12 protein-coding genes and 3 pseudogenes are annotated in these 16,381 nt (G+C 74.5%); 11 read left to right on the forward strand and 4 right to left on the reverse strand.

Going from position 1 to position 16,381, the window contains the following annotated elements; translation table 11 throughout:
• Positions 1–4: 4 nt before the first annotated feature.
• Positions 5–205, reverse strand: coding sequence for a hypothetical protein (locus KCH_RS10585; protein ID WP_035861863.1), 201 nt, complete (start codon positions 203–205; stop codon positions 5–7).
• A 104-nt stretch (positions 206–309) separates the two neighbouring features.
• Between KCH_RS10585 and cobU the strand changes: the two are divergent.
• From cobU to KCH_RS10620, 8 genes and pseudogenes are all read left to right on the forward strand, one after another.
• Positions 310–858, forward strand: a pseudogene (gene cobU / locus KCH_RS10590) (bifunctional adenosylcobinamide kinase/adenosylcobinamide-phosphate guanylyltransferase); the annotation flags it as partial.
• A gap of 11 nt (positions 859–869) precedes the next feature.
• Positions 870–1,988, forward strand: coding sequence for a nicotinate-nucleotide--dimethylbenzimidazole phosphoribosyltransferase (locus KCH_RS10595; RefSeq protein WP_035861865.1), 1,119 nt, complete (start codon positions 870–872; stop codon positions 1,986–1,988).
• 11 nt (positions 1,989–1,999) lie between these two features.
• A complete protein-coding gene (locus KCH_RS10600; protein ID WP_051652945.1) occupies positions 2,000–2,770 on the forward strand; it encodes an adenosylcobinamide-GDP ribazoletransferase in 771 nt (256 codons plus the stop codon).
• 213 nt (positions 2,771–2,983) lie between these two features.
• A complete protein-coding gene (locus KCH_RS10605) occupies positions 2,984–4,480 on the forward strand; it encodes a leucyl aminopeptidase (RefSeq protein WP_035861870.1) in 1,497 nt (498 codons plus the stop codon).
• A gap of 384 nt (positions 4,481–4,864) precedes the next feature.
• Entirely contained in the window at positions 4,865–6,253 is a 1,389-nt protein-coding gene (gene lpdA / locus KCH_RS10610) for a dihydrolipoyl dehydrogenase (protein WP_035861873.1), read from the forward strand.
• A 58-nt stretch (positions 6,254–6,311) separates the two neighbouring features.
• Positions 6,312–6,776: a biotin/lipoyl-containing protein gene (locus tag KCH_RS47145; RefSeq protein ID WP_425268754.1), complete on the forward strand. Its 465-nt coding sequence runs from the start codon at positions 6,312–6,314 to the stop codon at positions 6,774–6,776.
• Positions 6,691–8,088, forward strand: a pseudogene (sucB, locus tag KCH_RS10615) (2-oxoglutarate dehydrogenase, E2 component, dihydrolipoamide succinyltransferase); the annotation flags it as partial. The gene KCH_RS47145 and the pseudogene sucB, both read left to right, overlap by 86 nt.
• A gap of 140 nt (positions 8,089–8,228) precedes the next feature.
• A complete protein-coding gene (locus KCH_RS10620) occupies positions 8,229–8,744 on the forward strand; it encodes a DUF4240 domain-containing protein (RefSeq protein ID WP_035861875.1) in 516 nt (171 codons plus the stop codon).
• Positions 8,745–8,825: 81 nt separating this feature from the next.
• Here the strand turns inward: KCH_RS10620 and KCH_RS10625 are convergent, their stop codons facing one another.
• Positions 8,826–9,713: a DUF2510 domain-containing protein gene (locus KCH_RS10625; RefSeq protein ID WP_035861878.1), complete on the reverse strand. Its 888-nt coding sequence runs from the start codon at positions 9,711–9,713 to the stop codon at positions 8,826–8,828.
• 99 nt (positions 9,714–9,812) lie between these two features.
• Entirely contained in the window at positions 9,813–10,316 is a 504-nt protein-coding gene (locus KCH_RS10630; RefSeq protein ID WP_035861881.1) for a GNAT family N-acetyltransferase, read from the reverse strand.
• 739 nt (positions 10,317–11,055) lie between these two features.
• On the opposite strand from KCH_RS10630, the pseudogene KCH_RS10635 reads away from it, so the two are divergent.
• Together KCH_RS10635 and KCH_RS10640 are read left to right on the forward strand one after the other, a co-directional pair.
• Positions 11,056–11,975: pseudogene (locus KCH_RS10635) on the forward strand (TIGR01777 family oxidoreductase).
• A 340-nt stretch (positions 11,976–12,315) separates the two neighbouring features.
• Positions 12,316–13,629 (forward strand): NAD(P)/FAD-dependent oxidoreductase, encoded by a 1,314-nt coding sequence (locus tag KCH_RS10640; protein WP_051652946.1) that lies wholly within the window; start codon positions 12,316–12,318, stop codon positions 13,627–13,629.
• A gap of 68 nt (positions 13,630–13,697) precedes the next feature.
• On the opposite strand, the gene KCH_RS10645 is transcribed toward KCH_RS10640, so the two are convergent.
• Positions 13,698–15,302, reverse strand: coding sequence for an NsdA family TPR-like regulatory protein (locus KCH_RS10645; protein ID WP_035861884.1), 1,605 nt, complete (start codon positions 15,300–15,302; stop codon positions 13,698–13,700).
• 298 nt (positions 15,303–15,600) lie between these two features.
• On the opposite strand from KCH_RS10645, the gene KCH_RS10650 reads away from it, so the two are divergent.
• Entirely contained in the window at positions 15,601–16,374 is a 774-nt protein-coding gene (locus tag KCH_RS10650; RefSeq protein WP_035861886.1) for a 3-hydroxybutyrate dehydrogenase, read from the forward strand.
• The last annotated feature ends 7 nt before the right edge of the window (positions 16,375–16,381 follow it).

Below are 16,381 nucleotides of genomic sequence, written 5' to 3' on the forward strand. Positions count from 1 at the left end.
CCGGTCAGCCCTCGTGCAGGCTCATCGGGTAGATGTCGCGGCCGTCCTCGACCAGCACCACGCGGTCGACGCCGTCGTCCAGCAGCGTCTTCCACTCCTCGCCGATCCAGGACTCGGCGTCGCCCTGGCTGGAGAACTCCTCGGCGCCGCCGTCCTGGGCCACCACGGCGCCGTCGCTCTTCTCGTACCGCCAGGTCCACACCATGCCGGGCTCCTCCGGGTCAACGCTGCTGAAGGGTTGCGACAGTAGCGTGCCCACCTGGGATGCGGGCATGCGCCGTCCGGCAGGATGATCGCATGGCCCTCCCCCGCACCCTGCTGCTCGGCGGCGCCCGCTCGGGCAAGTCCACCCGCGCCGAGCAGCTGCTCGCCGACCGTCCCGACGTCCTGTACGTCGCCACCTCCGGCACCCGCGACGGCGACGCCGACTGGGCGCACCGCGTCGACCTGCACCGGGCCCGGCGGCCCGCCGGCTGGCGCACCGCGGAGACCTGCGAACTGGAGGCCGTGCTGGCCGACGACTCCGACCCCGCGCCGGTGCTGATCGACTGCCTGGCGCTGTGGCTGACCGCCGTCATGGACGAGCACCGGGCCTGGGACGACGAGCGGTGGGCGGACGGCGGACGGGAGGCCGTCGAGGCGCGCTGCGCGGCACTGGCCGCCGCCTGGGCCGGCACCCGGCGGACGGCCGTCGCGGTCAGCAACGAGGTGGGCATGGGCGTGGTCCCCGCCACCGCCTCCGGACGGCGCTTCCGGGACACCCTCGGGCGGCTCAACATGGCCGTCGCCGAGGCCTCCGAACAGGTGCTGCTGGTGGTCGCCGGACAGGTGCTGACCATCAAAGCGAGGGCCGTGTAGATTGCCGAGCGATGGACACCACCGTGGATCTCGACACTTTCTCCTCGCTCGTCGAACGGCCTGACGAGAGTGCGCGCCGCGGCGCCGAGGAGCGCTGGCAGCAGTTGGCCGTGCCGCGCGGCGGCCTGGGCCGGCTCCAGGAGCTGGCGGCCTGGCTGGCGTCCGCGCAGGGCGAGGCGCCGACCCGCCCGCTGGGCACCAGCCGGGTCCTGCTGTTCGCCGCCGACCACGGCGTCGCCTCGCTCGGCATCTCCGCGCTCGACGCCCGCGGCGGCACCGCCGAGCGGGTCCGCGCGGTGCTCGACGGCACCGCCCCGGTCTCGGTGCTGGCCCGCCGCTACGGCGCGGACGTCCGGGTGGTCGACATCGCCGTGGACGCCGACCCGGCCGAGTTCCCCGAAGAAGTCGTCCGCCACCGCGTCCGGCGCGGCTCCGGCCGGATCGACGTCGAGAACGCGCTGACCCCGGACGAGGCCGCGCGGGCCTTCCGGGCCGGCATGGCCGTCGCCGACGAGGAGGCCGACGCCGGGACCGACCTGGTCCTGCTCGGCGACCTCGGCGTGGGCTCCACCACCGTCGCCGCCGTGCTGATCGGTGCCCTCTGCGGCACCGACGCCGCCGCCGTCACCGGCCGCGGCTCCGGCATCGACGACCGGGTGTGGATGACCAAGTGCGCCACGGTCCGCGACGCGCTGCGCCGGGCCCGCCCGGTGCTCGGCGACCAGCTCGCGCTGCTCGCCGCGACCGGCGGCGCGGACTTCGCGGCGATCACCGGCTTCCTGCTGCAGGCCGCCGTCCGCAAGCTCCCGGTCGTCCTCGACGGCGTGGTCTCCGCGGCGAGCGCGCTGGTCGCGCAGCGGATCGCGTTCCGCGCCCCCGAGTGGTGGCGGGCCGCCGCGCTGACCGGTGAGCCGGCGCAGGCCAAGGCCTACGACCGCCTCACCCTGACGCCCCTGCAGGACACCGCCGTCACCATGGGCGAGGGCGTCTCCGCAGTGCTCGCCCTCCCGCTGCTCCAGGCCGCCGGCGACACCCTCGCCGAACCGGCCGCCGTCCCCACCGCGAAGCCGCTGCCGCCGCGGGCCCCGGCCAAGCTGCCGACGGCGGCGGAGCTGCTCGGGCGCTACTGAGGCCCCGGCCGGTGAGCAACGAGAGCACCGCCGCGTCCCCGGTCTCGCACGGCCTGCGGTTCGCCTTCGGCACCTTGACGGTGTTTCGGGTCCGGGTGCACCGCTGGGACCGGGCCGCGGGCGGCGCCGCGATGGCGCTGGCGCCCGTGGTCGGCCTCGTGGTCGGAGCGCTGGCCGGCGCCGTCGGCGCGCTGGTCGCGTGGCGGGGCGGGGCGCTGCTGGGTGCCGTCGCGGTGGTGGCCGTCGGCGCGGTGGCGACCCGCGGGCTGCACCTGGACGGGGTGGCCGACGTCGCGGACGGGCTGGGCAGCGGCAAGCCCGCCGAGGACGCCCTGCGGATCATGAAGCAGTCGGACATCGGGCCGTTCGGCGTGCTGACGCTGCTGCTGCTGATGCTGGCTCAGGTCGCTGCGCTGGCCGGGCAGTTCGGGGCCTCGCCGTGGCGCGGGGCGCTCGCCGCCGGCGTCGCGGCGACCGCGGGCCGCACCGCGCTGCTGTGGGGGTGCCTGCGCCCGGTGCCGGCCGCCCGGCCCGGCGGGCTGGGGGCGATGGTCGCGGGCACCGTCCGCCCGGCGACGGCGGTGCTGGTGACGCTGCTGGTGGCCGCCGCTGCGGCGGCGCTGCGCTGGCAGTGCGGGGTGGCGGTGCTGCTCGGGGTGGCGCTCGCGGGGGGCCTGCTGCGGCGGTGCGTGCGGCGCTTCGGCGGGGTGACGGGGGACGTGCTGGGGGCGCTGGTGGAGACCTCGGCGACCGGGACGCTGGTGGCGCTCGCGCTGGCATGACGGCGCGTCCGTCCGGGAACTCACGCACCGTCACAACTCGCGGCGGTTCGTGCACGGGGGCAGGCGGGGCGGCGAGATCCCAGTATGCGGACTACCATGCGGTGAGCACCCTGGCCCCATGCCCCGTTTTGCCGCGAGGTCTGCCTGGGTTTTGCCGGTCGGCAATGGAGCCGGCGCCGGCTGTGGACCGCGAAAGAACAGGACGCATTTGTCGTGACTGCACTGTCTGTGAGCACCTCCTCCGCCGCGAGCCTGCGTGCGGATGCCCTGGTGATCGGTGTCGCGAAGGGCCCCAAGGGCCTGGTCGTGGCGGCCGGCGCCGAGGCGGTCGTCGAGGCGTTCGAGGGCAAGCTGGCCGAGGTCCTCACCACCCTGGGCGCCACCGGTGCCGAGGGTGAGGCGGTCAAGCTTCCCGCGCCGGCCGGGCTGAAGGCTCCGCTGGTGCTGGCCGTCGGCCTCGGCGAGGCCGTCGACGGCGCGTACGACGCCGAGGCCCTGCGGAAGGCCGCCGGTGTGGCCGCCCGCACGCTGGCCGGTTCGAAGAAGGCCGCGCTGGCGCTGCCGGTCGTCTCCGCCGAGGACGTCGAGGCGGTCGCGCTGGGCGGCCTGCTCGGCTCGTACTCCTTCGGCACCTACAAGGGCGAGGTCGCCAAGGCCCCGGTCGTCGAGCTGGTCGTGCTGACCGACCGCAAGGGCTCGAAGGACGCCAAGGCCGCCGTGGAGCGCGCCGCGGCGATCGGCGAGGAGATGAACCGGGCCCGCGACCTGATCAACACCGCCCCGAACGACCTGAACCCGAAGTCCTTCGCCGCGATCGCCCAGGCGGCCGGCAAGGAGCACGGCCTCAAGGTCGAGGTGCTGGACGAGAAGGCGCTGGCCAAGGGCGGCTTCGGCGGCATCCTCGGCGTCGGCGTCGGCTCGGCCAACCCGCCGCGGCTGGTGAAGGTGGCGTACACCCACCCGAAGGCGAAGGCCACGCTGGCGTTCGTCGGCAAGGGCATCACCTACGACTCGGGCGGCATCTCGCTGAAGCCGGCCGGTCACAACGAGACCATGAAGTGCGACATGTCGGGCGCCGCCGCGGTGTTCGCCGCCGTGGTCGCCGCCAAGCGCCTGGGCCTGCAGGTCAACGTGACGGCGTGGCTGGCGCTGGCGGAGAACATGCCGTCCGGCTCGGCGACCCGCCCCGGCGACGTGCTGCGGATGTACGGCGGCAAGACCGTCGAGGTGCTCAACACCGACGCCGAGGGCCGCCTGGTGCTGGCCGACGCGATCGTCCGGGCCGGCGAGGAGCAGCCCGACGTGATCGTCGACGTGGCGACCCTGACCGGCGCGATGGTGCTGGCGCTGGGCAACCGCACCTTCGGCGTGATGGCCAACGACGACGCGCTGCGCACCAAGCTGCACGAGACCGCGAGCGCGGTGGGCGAGGCCTCCTGGCCGATGCCGCTGCCGGCCGACCTGCGCAAGGGCATGGTCGAGTCGACCGTCGCGGACCTGGCGAACATGGGCGAGCGGATGGGCGGCGGCCTGGTGGCCGGCCTGTTCCTCCAGGAGTTCGTCGCCGAGGGCATCGACTGGGCGCACCTCGACATCGCCGGCCCGGCGTTCAACGAGGGCGGCCCGTCCGGCTACACCCCGAAGGGCGGCACCGCGAGCGCGGTGCGCACCCTGGTCCGCTTCGCGGAGGACACCGCCGCGGGCAAGTGACCCGATGACGTGAGGGGCCCGACACCAACGGTGTCGGGCCCCTCACGCATTACCAGCCGGTAGTGACCGGTGCCAATTCGAGGATCTGTTCGCCTCCGGCGAAACTTGATTCCGCAGTGCGGAACCAGGCTGGCGAAGACCCCCGTACGGAGTACCGCCGAACGCCGATTTCCCGGCCGTGAGCTGGGACGATACCTCCAGGACCGGGTCACCCCACCGCTCCGCGGACCGCACCGGGGTCCGGCCGGGGCACCCTCCGACGCCACCCGCCGCCAACAAGTGCAAAGATGTATTTCCGGCACGACTGGGCGCCCTTACAAGGGCACTCACCCACCGGACCGCGACCGGCCCGGCGATCCGCACCTTTTGCATGGAGGACGTGACGTGGCGAACGACGCCAGCACCGTTTTCGACGTAGTCATTCTCGGAGGCGGAAGCGGCGGCTACGCCGCGGCCCTCCGCGGCGCTCAGCTGGGTCTGAGCGTCGCGCTGATCGAGAAGGGTGAGCTGGGCGGCACCTGCCTGCACCGCGGCTGCATCCCGACCAAGGCGCTGCTGCACGCCGCCGAGGTCGCCGACGAGACCCGCGAAGCCGCCGAGTTCGGCGTTCTCGCCAGCTTCCAGGGCATCGACATCAAGGGCGTCCACAAGTACAAGGACGACGTCGTCTCGGGCCTGTACAAGGGCCTGCAGGGCCTGGTCGCCTCGCGCAAGGTCACCTTCATCCAGGGCGAGGGCCGGCTGTCCTCGCAGACCTCGGTGGACGTCAACGGCCAGCGCATCGAGGGCCGCCACATCGTCCTCGCCACCGGCTCCGTCCCGCGCTCGATCCCGGGCCTGGAGATCGACGGCAACCGGGTCATCTCCTCCGACCACGCGCTGAAGCTCGACTACATCCCGAAGTCGGCGATCATCCTCGGCGGCGGCGTCATCGGCTGCGAGTTCGCCTCGGTCTGGAAGTCCTTCGGCGTCGACGTCACCATCGTCGAGGGCCTGCCGCACCTGGTGCCGCTGGAGGACGAGAACTCCTCCAAGCTGCTGGAGCGCGCCTTCCGCAAGCGCGGCATCAAGTTCGAGCTGAAGTCCCGCTTCTCCGGCGTGGAGTACACCGCCGACGGCGTCCGGGTCTCCACCGAGAACGGCAAGTCCATCGAGGCCGACGTGCTGCTCGTCGCCATCGGCCGCGGCCCGGTCTCGGCCGGCCTGGGCTACGAGGAGCAGGGCGTCGCGATGGACCGCGGCTACGTCCTGGTCGACGAGTACCTGCGCACCAACGTGCCGACCATCTCCGCCGTCGGCGACCTGGTCCCGACCCTGCAGCTGGCCCACGTCGGCTTCGCCGAGGGCATGCTGGTGGCCGAGCGGATCGCCGGCCAGAAGGTCGTCCCGATCGACTACGACGGCATCCCGCGGGTGACGTACTCCAACCCGGAGGTCGCCTCCGTCGGCCTGACCGAGGCCAAGGCCGTCGAGCAGTACGGCAAGGACAAGATCGTCACCCTGAAGTACAACCTCGCCGGCAACGGCAAGAGCAAGATCCTCAAGACCGCCGGCGAGATCAAGCTGGTCCAGGTCAAGGACGGCGCCGTCGTGGGTGTCCACATGGTCGGCGCCCGCATGGGCGAGCAGGTCGGCGAGGCCCAGCTGATCTACAACTGGGAGGCCCTGCCCGCCGAGGTCGCGCAGCTGATCCACGCGCACCCGAGCCAGTCCGAGGCCCTCGGCGAGGCCCACCTCGCGCTGGCCGGCAAGCCGCTGCACGCGCACGACTGATCGCGCCCCCGTCCCCCTTCATTCCTGAACGCAAGACTTGATAGGAGTCGCTGGAACCATGGCGGTCTCAGTAACACTGCCCGCGCTGGGCGAGAGCGTGACCGAAGGCACCGTCACCCGCTGGCTGAAGGCCGAGGGTGAGCGCGTGGAGATGGACGAGCCCCTGCTCGAGGTCTCCACCGACAAGGTCGACACCGAGATCCCGGCGCCGGCCTCCGGCATCCTGGCCTCGATCAAGGTCGGCGAGGACGAGACCGTCGAGGTGGGCGCCGAGCTGGCGATCATCGACGACGGCTCCGGCGCCCCCGCCGCCGCCCCGGCGCCCGCCGCCGAGGCCGCTCCGGCTCCGGCCGCCGAGGCTCCGGCCGCGCCGGTGGCCGAGGCCCCGCCGCCCCCGCCGAGGCCCGGCTGCCGCTCCGGCCGCCGCCGCCCCGTCCGCCGACGCCACCCCCGTGGTGCTGCCGGCGCTGGGCGAGTCGGTCACCGAGGGCACCGTCACCCGCTGGCTGAAGGCCGAGGGTGACACCGTCGCCGTCGACGAGCCGCTGCTCGAGGTCTCCACCGACAAGGTCGACACCGAGATCCCCTCCCCCGTGGCGGGCACCCTGGTGAAGATCCTGGTCGGCGAGGACGAGACCGCCGAGGTCGGCGCCCAGCTCGCGCTGATCGGTGCCGCGGGCGCGGCCGCCGCCGCTCCGGCCCGGCTGCCGCTCCGGCTGCCCCGGCCGCTCCGGCCCGGCGCCCGCCGCCGCTCCGGCTCCGGCCGCTGCCCCGGCCCCGCGCCGGCCGCTCCTGCCGCCCCGGCCGCTGCCCCGGCTCCGGTTGCCGCCGCCCCGGCCGCTCCGGCCCCGGTCGCCGCTCCCGCTCCGGTTGCCGCCGCGCCGGCCGCTGCCGCTCCGGCCGCGGACGCCGGTGACGCCTACGTCACCCCGCTGGTGCGCAAGCTCGCCGCCGAGCACGGTGTCGCGCTGTCCGCCGTCGCCGGTACCGGTGTCGGTGGCCGCATCCGCAAGCAGGACGTGATCGCCGCCGCCGAGGCCGCGAAGGCCGCGCCGGCTCCGGCCGCCGCCCCCGCTGCCGCCGCCCCGGCGAAGGCCGCCGCCGCTCCTTCCGAGCTGCGTGGCCAGACCGTCAAGATGACCCGCATGCGCAAGGTCATCGGCGACAACATGCTGAAGGCCCTGCACGAGCAGGCCCAGCTGACCAGCGTGGTCGAGGTGGACGTCACCAAGATCATGTCGCTGCGCGCGAAGGCGAAGGACTCCTTCCTGGCCCGCGAGGGCGTGAAGCTGTCCCCGATGCCGTTCTTCGTGAAGGCCGCGGCCCAGGCGCTGAAGGCCCACGCGGTCATCAACGCCCGGATCAACGAGGCCGAGGGCACCATCACCTACTTCGACACCGAGAACATCGGTATCGCGGTGGACTCCGAGAAGGGTCTGATGACCCCGGTCATCAAGGGTGCGGGCGACCTGAACATCGCCGGCATCTCGAAGAAGACCGCGGAGCTGGCCTCGAAGGTCCGCGGCAACAAGATCACCCCGGACGAGCTGTCCGGTGCGACCTTCACCATCTCCAACACCGGTTCGCGCGGTGCGCTGTTCGACACCGTCATCGTCCCGCCGAACCAGGTCGCGATCCTGGGCATCGGCGCGACGGTGAAGCGCCCCGTGGTGATCGAGGCCGACGGCGGCACCGCCATCGGCATCCGCGACATGACCTACCTGTCGCTCTCCTACGACCACCGCCTGGTGGACGGCGCGGACGCCGCCCGCTACCTGGTCGCGGTCAAGGAGATCCTGGAGGCCGGCGAGTTCGAGGTCGAGCTCGGCCTGTAAGGCGCCCCGGTTCCGTCCGCGAGCCCCGCACCGTCCCCGGACGGCGCGGGGCTCGCGCGCGTCCGGGCACTTGTCGGGCTGTGCCGTCGGCGGTGCGATCGGGTGCGGGCGCGGTGCGGATTGTGGATGCTTGAGCGGTGATGGACGAGACGGCATTCTGGCAGCTGATCGACGACTCCCGGGACGCGGCCGGGGGTGATCCGGACGAGCAGGCGCAGGCCTTGGTGGAACGGCTGATGGGGCTGACCCCCGACGACGTGCTGGACTTCGCCCGGCAGTTCGAGGCGCGGTTCCAGCGGGCCTACACGGTGGAGCTGTGGGGCGCCGCGTACCTGCTGCTCGGCGGGGCCTCCGAGGACAGCTTCGACTACTTCCGCTGCTGGCTGATCGGCCAGGGCCGGGAGGTCTTCGAGGGCGGGGTGCACGACCCGGACGAACTCGCCGAGCTGCTCCCCGACTTCGACGAGGAGGAGGACGGCGACGCCGAGGAGCTCGGCTACGCCGCCGACGAGGCGTACGAGCGGCTGACCGGCCTGCCGCTGCCGGACCTGGGGGTCCGTCAGCCGCCGGTGGCGCAGGGCGCGCCGTTCGACTTCGCGGACAAGACGGTGATGGCGGCCCGCTACCCCCGGCTGTGGGAGCTGTACGGGGACTGACGGGCCGTCGGAGGCCGTCGGCGCCTGCTGCTCGGCCTGCTGCCCGGTCTGCTGCCTGCTGCTCGGTGCCTGCTGCGGGCGTCAGGAGGCCTGGCGGATGCCGTGCATGATCCGGTCGAGCACGGCGGGCTGCGGGGCCTTGGGGTCGTCGTCCACGCCGCCGTGCAGGATCACGTAGCCGCCGCCGCTCGCCGGGACGGCCGCCACCACCACGTAGCCGGCCGGGCCCTCGGCCTGCGGGTGGACGTACCAGCGGATCGCCCAGCCGGACGCGCCCGCGACGTCGAGGGTGCCGGAGCTCTGCTCGTCGTGGTCCTTCAGGTCGCCGAAGACGCTGGGGGCGTAGGCGGCGATCTCGTGCTCGGCGGCGGTCCGCGCGTCCGGGGCGTCGACCGGATCGGCGGCGACGGCGAACTGGCCGCGCACGCACAGCGAGCTGGACTGGCTGCACGCGTACTGGCCGGAGATCTCCAGCACGGACGCCTGGTCGGTGGCGGGCTCGGCCGTCCAGCCCTCGGGCAGCGGCACGCCCCAGCCGTGCGTCCGGTCGGCGATGGTCAGGGACGGGTCGATGCTGCCGTCCGGCGTCGGGGAACTGCTCCGGGACGGGCCCGGGCTGGACGTGGCGATGGTGAGCGACGGCGACGGGTCGGGCTTCTTCGCGGCCTCGGGCTGCAGCGCCCACACGGCGACGGCGACCGCGCCGATCACCACCGCGACCACGGCGCCGGTCGCCCCGAGCACCAGGCCGCGACCGCCGCCCCCGTTCGGCGGTGACGGCGGGGCGGTGCTCGGGCCGGCGCTCCAGGACTCGGCCGTGGTGGCCGGGCCGGTGCTCCAGGACTGGGTGACGGCGTCGTTCAGCCGGTTCGCCGGGCGGTGGGAGTCCGTCCAGGCGCTGCCGTCCCACCAGCGTTCCTGTCCGGTGCCGGGGACGGGGTACCAACCGGGCGGCGTCGGATTGCTCACGCCGGTACCGTACCGCCCTGCCCCTGCGCCCGGGAGCGCCGGGTCGGTCACGAATCGGGCAGCGCCGCAGGGCAGTTGACGGACCGAGAGGATCGTCGGTCAGTCCAGGGCCCGGCCCATCCACACGTCGTCGACGTAGGCGTCCTCCAGCAGGAAGTGTCCGGGCAGCACACCGAGCACCTCGAACCCGTTGCGCTCGTACAGCCGCCGGGCGGGAGCGTTGTGGCCGAGCACCCGCAGCGTCAGCCGGCGGGCGCCGGCCGCGCGGGCGGCGTCGCAGGCGGCGGCGAGCAGGGCGTCGCCGACGCCCCGGCCACGGGCCTGCGGGAGCAGCGCCAGGCCCTGGATCTGCCGGACATGGGCGTTCGACGCCAGCGGGATCTCCTGCACCTGGCGGATGTAGCCGACCACCTCGCCGTCGAGCTCGGCGACCAGGTACTGATCGGGCCGGTGCTGCGGATCGAAGACGGGCGCATCGGCCGCCCCCTTCGGAGCGACTTCGCTCAGCGGTGACCAGACGGCATGGTCGACGGCGCGAATCGCCTGCTCGTCCAGCTCCTGCGCGGGTCGGATGATCGGATCGGTCGATGGCATGGCCGCCATGGTAGGCGCACCCCATCCGTTCGTGCCGGGAATTGTCTCCGCGCCAAGGGGCAGGCGGAACGCGAGCGCCCTGCGCGGGCGGCGTCGGAACGGAAGGCGGACGGGGTGGACGACGGAGAACGAGAAGCGCCGCAGCGCACGGGCGCACCGGACTGCTGCGGGCAACGGACGCGGCGGCAGGCACCACGGCTCCCGGCAGGTCGGGCGATCGGCAGACGGATCAGCTGGTCGGCGGAGAACGAGCAACGCCGGGCCGGAGAACGGACACGGCGCACGCAGCACCGGGACCGCCCGGAGCGGCCGGACGGCGTCGGAGCGGACGGTGGACCGGGCGGACGGCGGGGAACGAGAAGCGCCACAGGCCGCGGGCGCACCGGGGACGAGCCCGGGCCGCTGCGGCCGACGAACGCGGCGGCTCCCGGCGGGCCGGGCGATCGGCAGACGGATCAGGTGGTCGGCGGAGAACGAGCGACGCCGGGCCGGACCTCGTGGACAGGCCCGACTGTTGCCAGCGGGCGAACAGCGGCGGGCCGCAGGCCGTGCGTGCGGGCGGGTACCGGGAAGCTGCGGGCGGGTCGGGTGATCGGCCGAGGGCCGGGTCGGGGGCGCGCGGCGCGGGACCGGGCTCGGTGTGCCGGTGGTCGGGGCTGCGCTGAGGTGGCGTCAACTCTGGACAGACCGGGGCGGTGTGCGGGTCGTAGCCGTCGGCGGGGTCGTGAGGGCTGGGAGGATGGGCGGTATGCGTATCGCGGTGACAGGTTCCACGGGGTTGATCGGGTCCGCGCTGGTGGACTCCTTGGTGGGGGACGGGCACGAGGTGCTGCGGCTGGTGCGGCGGCGGTCGCGGACCGGGCCGCAGGCGGACGGGACGGTCGGGGTGGGGTGGAACCCGCTGCTGATGCAGATCGACGGCGCCGCGCTGGAGGGTGTGGACGCGGTGGTGCACCTGGCCGGGGCGGGCGTCGGGGACCGGCGGTGGTCGGACGCCTACCGGCGGGAGATCCGGGACAGCCGGGTGCTCGGCACCGAGACGCTGGCCGCCGCGCTGTCCCGGCTGAAGACGCCGCCGGAGGTGCTGGTGAGCGCGTCGGCGGTCGGCTGGTACGGGCAGACCGGCGACCAGGTGATCGACGAGCGGGCGCCCAGCGGCAGCGACTTCCTGTCCGTGGTGTGCCAGGAGTGGGAGGGGCCGCGCAGCCCGCCGCGGACGCCGGGATCCGGGTGGTGCACCCGCGCACCGGGCTGGTGTTCGATCCGCGGGGCGGTGCGGGGGCCCGGCTGCTGCCGCCGTTCAAGCTCGGGCTGGGCGGCCGGCTCGGCAGCGGCCGTCAGTACTGGAGCCTGATCTCACTGGCCGACGAGGTCGCCGCGCTCCGTTTCCTGGTGGAGCACCGGGAGTTGAGCGGTCCGGTCAACGTGACCGGGCCCGCGCCGGTCACCAACGCCGAGCTGACCACCGAGCTGTCCGGGCAGTTGGGGCGGCCCGCGGTGTTCGCGGTGCCGGAGTGGGCGTTGCGCGCGGTGCTCGGGGAGATGGCCGTCGAGGTGGTGGGCAGTCACCGGGTGGTGCCGAGGGCCCTGTTGGACGCGGGGTTCGAGTTCGGTGACCCGGACTTGGCGTCGATTGTGTCGGCGGCGTTGGGGCGGCGTTCTTCCTGACGCCTCCGCAATGGGCTCCTGACGGCACGTCAGGGGGGCGCACGGGTGCATGGGGACGGCGCGTGGGGTGTGAACGGTGACAGTGTGCGCCCGTTCCTGCTCTGCGCGCCAGGTTTGACGCACGGTGGGTGACCGAACCGAATCGACGTGTTCCCGCTTCCGGTCCGATCACCCGATTGGGTATCCGGCGCTTGTCTGGGTAGCCGGGTGACTGGGCATCACACCGACGGACCACGTTGTCCTGTCCCCCGCGGCCCGCCCCGGCACCCACCCGCACGCTCGCGGGCACCGCCGCGCGCGGCGGCCGCGGAGGGCTCCGCCAGGGAGGGAGCACCCACTCGTGCCCGCACATGACTTCATCAGCCGTGTCCACGCCACCGACCCCGACGCGATCGTGGTCGGCGCAGGCGTCGCCGGGCTGGCCACCGCTGCCGCACTGACCGCCCGGGGCCTGCACGTCCAGGTCCTGGAGGCCACCGAGCGCGTCGGCGGCCGCACCGCCACCCGGGAACTCGACGGCTTCCGCCTCGACCTCGGCGGCCACCTGCTCAACACCGCCCATCCCGAACTCGGCCGCAGCCTCGACCTGGACCGGCTGGAGCTCCGCCCGCTCGCCCCGGGCGTCCTGGTGCACAGCAGCGGCCGCACCTACCGGGCCGGCGACCCGCACCTCACCCCCGCCCGGCAGGCAGCCACCCGCAGCCCGCTCGGCACCCCGCTGGACCGGGCCCGGCTGGCCGCCATGCTGTCCCGCCTCGCCGCCACCCCCACCGCCAAGCTGGCGGCCCGTCAGGAGACCACCGCGGCCCGGGCGCTGGCCGACCGCGGCCTGCCCGCCCGCACCGTGGACGGCTTCCTGCGTCCGCTGCTCGCCGCGCTGCTGTCCGACCCGGCGCTGGGCACCTCCAGCCGGGTCGCCGACCTGGTGCTGCGGGCCTACGCCCAGGGGCGGCTGTGCCTCCCGGCGGCGGGGATCGGCGCCGTCCCCGCCCAGCTGGCGGCCGCACTGCCCGAGGGGACGGTGCGGTTCGGCGTGGAGGTCACCTCGGTCGGCGCGGACGGCGTGGAGACCGCCGCGCACGGCCGGATCCGGGCCCGCGCGGTGGTCGTCGCCACCGACGCGGCGACCGCCGGCGCGCTGCTCCCGGGGCTGCGGCAGCCCGGGTTCCACCCCGTCACCACCTACTACCACGCGGCCAACCGCTCCCCGCTGGGCGAGCCGATGCTGCTGCTGGACGCCGAACGCTCCGGCATCTCGCACTCGCTGGTGCTCAGCGACGCCGACCCGTCCTACGCCCCCGACGGCCGCGCGCTGATCGCCACCACCGTGCTCGGCCGCCGCGCCTTCGACTCCGGCGGCCCGGCCGGCGACGAGCCGGCGGTCCGCCGCCGGCTGGCCGAGCTGTACGGCGTCTCCACCGCCGCCTGGGAGTTCCTGACGGTCCGCCACGTCCCGGACGCGGTGGTCTCGATGCCTCCGCCGCACCACTTCCGCCGCTCCGTCCGCCTGCTGGCCGGCCTCTACGTCTGCGGCGACCACCGCGACACCGGCACCCTCAACGGCGCCCTCGCCTCGGCCCGCCGGGCCGCGGGCGCGGTGCTGCGCGACCTGGGGGTGCGGACGGACCCGGGGGTCGTCGAGGCAGCGGCGTAGCGGGCGGGGGCCCGGGGAACGGCAGTTCGGCCCGCCGTTCCCCGGGCCCCGCTTGTCGCCTCCCCCGGTCAGATCACCCCCGCCTGCCGGGTGGCCTCCTCGAAGGCGCGGGCGGCGGGGGTGGTGCGGTAGGGGGCGAGGCGGCGGTGGAAGTCGCGGAGGTACTCGACGGTGCGGGCGGAGCGCATCTCGCCGGCGGCGCGGAGCGAGTCGGTGGCCATCGAGCAGGACTCGTCGACGTCGCCCATGCCGAGCCGGGCCGAGGCGAGGACCAGGCGGCACAGGATGCGGCTGCGGGCGTAGGCGGGGGCGCGCAGCCGCAGCGACTTCTCGGCGTGCTGGGCGGCGGGCCGCCACTGCTGGAGGTCGCGGTAGCAGTGGGCGAACTCGTCGGCGAGCTGGGCGTCGTCGAAGTAGCGGGCCCAGGACGGGACTTCGTCGCCGCTGCGGGCGGTGGCCAGGGCCCGTTCGCAGCGCACCAGGGCGGTGGTGCAGGCCCGCACGTCGCCCGCGAGGGCGTGGCCGCGGGCCTCGGCGGCGTGCATCAGGGCCTGGACGACGGGCGCGGCGGTGGTGCCGACGCCCTGCTGGGCGACCCGGGCGAGCTGGATGGCCTCCCGGGCGTGCCCGAGGTGGACGGCCTGCTGGCTCATGGTGGTGAGCACGAAGCCGCCGAGGATCCGGTCGCCGGCCGCCTGGGACAGCCGCAGCGACTGGACGAAGTAGCGCTGGGCGAGGCCGTGCGCGGCGATGTCGAAGGAGGTCCAGCCGGCCAGCCTGGTCAGGTCGGCGACGGCGCCGAACAGGGCGCGGCCGATCTGTTCGCCGTAGCGGCCGCGGAGCATCGGCTCGGCCTCGCTCTCCAGGTAGCGGACCAGCGCCTGCCGGGCGTGGCCGCCGCCGTAGGCGTGGTCGAGGGCGCGGAACAGGTCGCCGACGGCGCGGATCGCGGCGATGTCGCCGCGGCCGACCCGGACCGGGGCCGGCTCTCCCGGGCGTCCGCGGCGGCGGGTTCGGGGCGCCGCCGGCCGGGCGGCGGGGGCCTGCTGGGGGACCCGGGCGGTGCCGCTCTGCGGGGGTGTGCGCAGCTCCTCGGGGGTGAGGGTGGTGCCGTCGCGGGCGACCCGCTCGTCGGTGCGGCCGATCAGCCAGTCGCGGCTGGGGACGACGAGTCCGGCGGGCGTGAAGGCGATCTTGCGGAGTTCGGCGTAGGGGCCGTTGTCCTTGCGCCACATGGAGGCGACGATGTCGACGGCCTCCTGCGGGGTCTCGGCGAACTCCAGTCCGGCGTAGACCGGGGCGCAGGCGTCCAGGCCGACGTCCTGGGCGGTGAGCCGGCGGCCGAGCCGGCGGGTGAAGACCTCGGCGATGAGGGCCGGGGTGGCGCCGCGCGGCTGCTGGCCGCGCAGCCAGCGGGTCACCGAGGTCTTGTCGTAGCGCAGGTCGAGGCCGTGTTCCAGGCCGAGTTGGTCGACCCGCCGGGCGAGGCCGGCGTGCGAGAAGCCGGACTCTTCGATGAGCGCGGCGAGTTGCGGGTTCTGGGCGCGCCCGGCGGACGGGGTGTCGGCCGGCTCGGCGGCGCGCGGAGGGGTCTCGGCCGCTCCGGTCGGGCGCGGGTCGAGCGGGTCGAGCGGTCGGTACGCCGGGCTGTCGATTACGGGCCGTTGGGGCATAGCAGTCCACACCTCTCAGGCGCCGTTCCGGCCCCTCCTGCCCGGGACAGCGCCCCCTGATCGGGAATCGGCGCGAATGTAGCGAGCATTGGGGCGCTATGGGTGGATTCGGCCCGCCCATCCTCCGAACGGGTGAAGCAGCCCCGCCCGTTGTGAGGAAGCACGGGCGCCGCGTGTTTGAGTTCGGGGGCCGCTGCCCGCGTTCCGGGCGCATGGTTGGCGACACCACGAAGGGCGGGGATGCTGTGGTGTCCGCCCACATCGTTGCGAGGGCCGCGGATTCCTACCGTTCTCGGCCATGGACACCACTTCTGACCCGCTCCCCCAGCCCTCGCTGCACGGCCGCACCGCGCTGGTCACCGGCGCCGCCTCCGGCATCGGCAGGGCCTGCGCGGAGGCGTTCGCCGCGGCCGGCGCTCGCGTGTACGTCGTCGACCTGGCCGCCGCGCCCGCCGAGGAGCTGGCGGAGCGGATCGGCGGGGTCGCGCACGTGGCCGACCTGTCCGACCCGGACGCGGTGGACGCGCTGCCCGCCGACGCGGACATCGTGGTCAACAACGCCGGCCTGCAGCACGTCGCGCCGGTGCACGAGTTCCCGATGGAGCGGTTCACGCTGATCCAGCGGGTCATGGTGGAGGCCCCGTTCCGGATCCTGCGCCGCACCCTGCCGCACATGTACGAGCGCGAGTGGGGCCGGGTGGTCAACATCTCCTCGGTGCACGGCCTGCGCGCCAGCGCCTTCAAGTCGGCGTACGTGACGGCCAAGCACGCGCTGGAGGGCCTGAGCAAGACCGTCGCGCTGGAGGGTGCCCCGTACGGGGTGACCAGCAACTGCATCAACCCGGCGTACGTGCGCACTGCGCTGGTGGAGAAGCAGATCGCCGCGCAGGCGCTGGCGCACGGCATCCACGAGGACGAGGTGGTGGAGCAGATCATGCTCGACCGCACCGCCGTGAAGCGGCTGATCGAGCCGGCCGAGGTGGCGCAGCTGGCGGTCTGGCTGTGCACCCCGAGCGCCTCCTACATCACCGGCGCGAGCCTGCCGGTGGACGGCGGCTGGACCGCGCACTGAGTCCGGC

This window comes from Kitasatospora cheerisanensis KCTC 2395, assembly GCF_000696185.1.
Taxonomy (GTDB): Bacteria; Actinomycetota; Actinomycetes; order Streptomycetales; family Streptomycetaceae; genus Kitasatospora; species Kitasatospora cheerisanensis.

What these genes read in the sequence shown, in the direction of transcription:
- KCH_RS10595 (WP_035861865.1), top strand. Translation starts at nt 870, where the DNA reads ATGGACACCACCGTGGATCTCGACACTTTCTCCTCGCTCGTCGAACGG.
- KCH_RS10630 (WP_035861881.1), bottom strand. Translation starts at nt 10,316, where the DNA reads ATGGCGGCCATGCCATCGACCGATCCGATCATCCGACCCGCGCAGGAG.
- KCH_RS10645 (WP_035861884.1), bottom strand. Translation starts at nt 15,302, where the DNA reads ATGCCCCAACGGCCCGTAATCGACAGCCCGGCGTACCGACCGCTCGAC.
- KCH_RS10585 (WP_035861863.1), bottom strand. Translation starts at nt 205, where the DNA reads ATGGTGTGGACCTGGCGGTACGAGAAGAGCGACGGCGCCGTGGTGGCC.
- KCH_RS10620 (WP_035861875.1), top strand. Translation starts at nt 8,229, where the DNA reads ATGGACGAGACGGCATTCTGGCAGCTGATCGACGACTCCCGGGACGCG.
- KCH_RS47145 (WP_425268754.1), top strand. Translation starts at nt 6,312, where the DNA reads ATGGCGGTCTCAGTAACACTGCCCGCGCTGGGCGAGAGCGTGACCGAA.
- KCH_RS10650 (WP_035861886.1), top strand. Translation starts at nt 15,601, where the DNA reads ATGGACACCACTTCTGACCCGCTCCCCCAGCCCTCGCTGCACGGCCGC.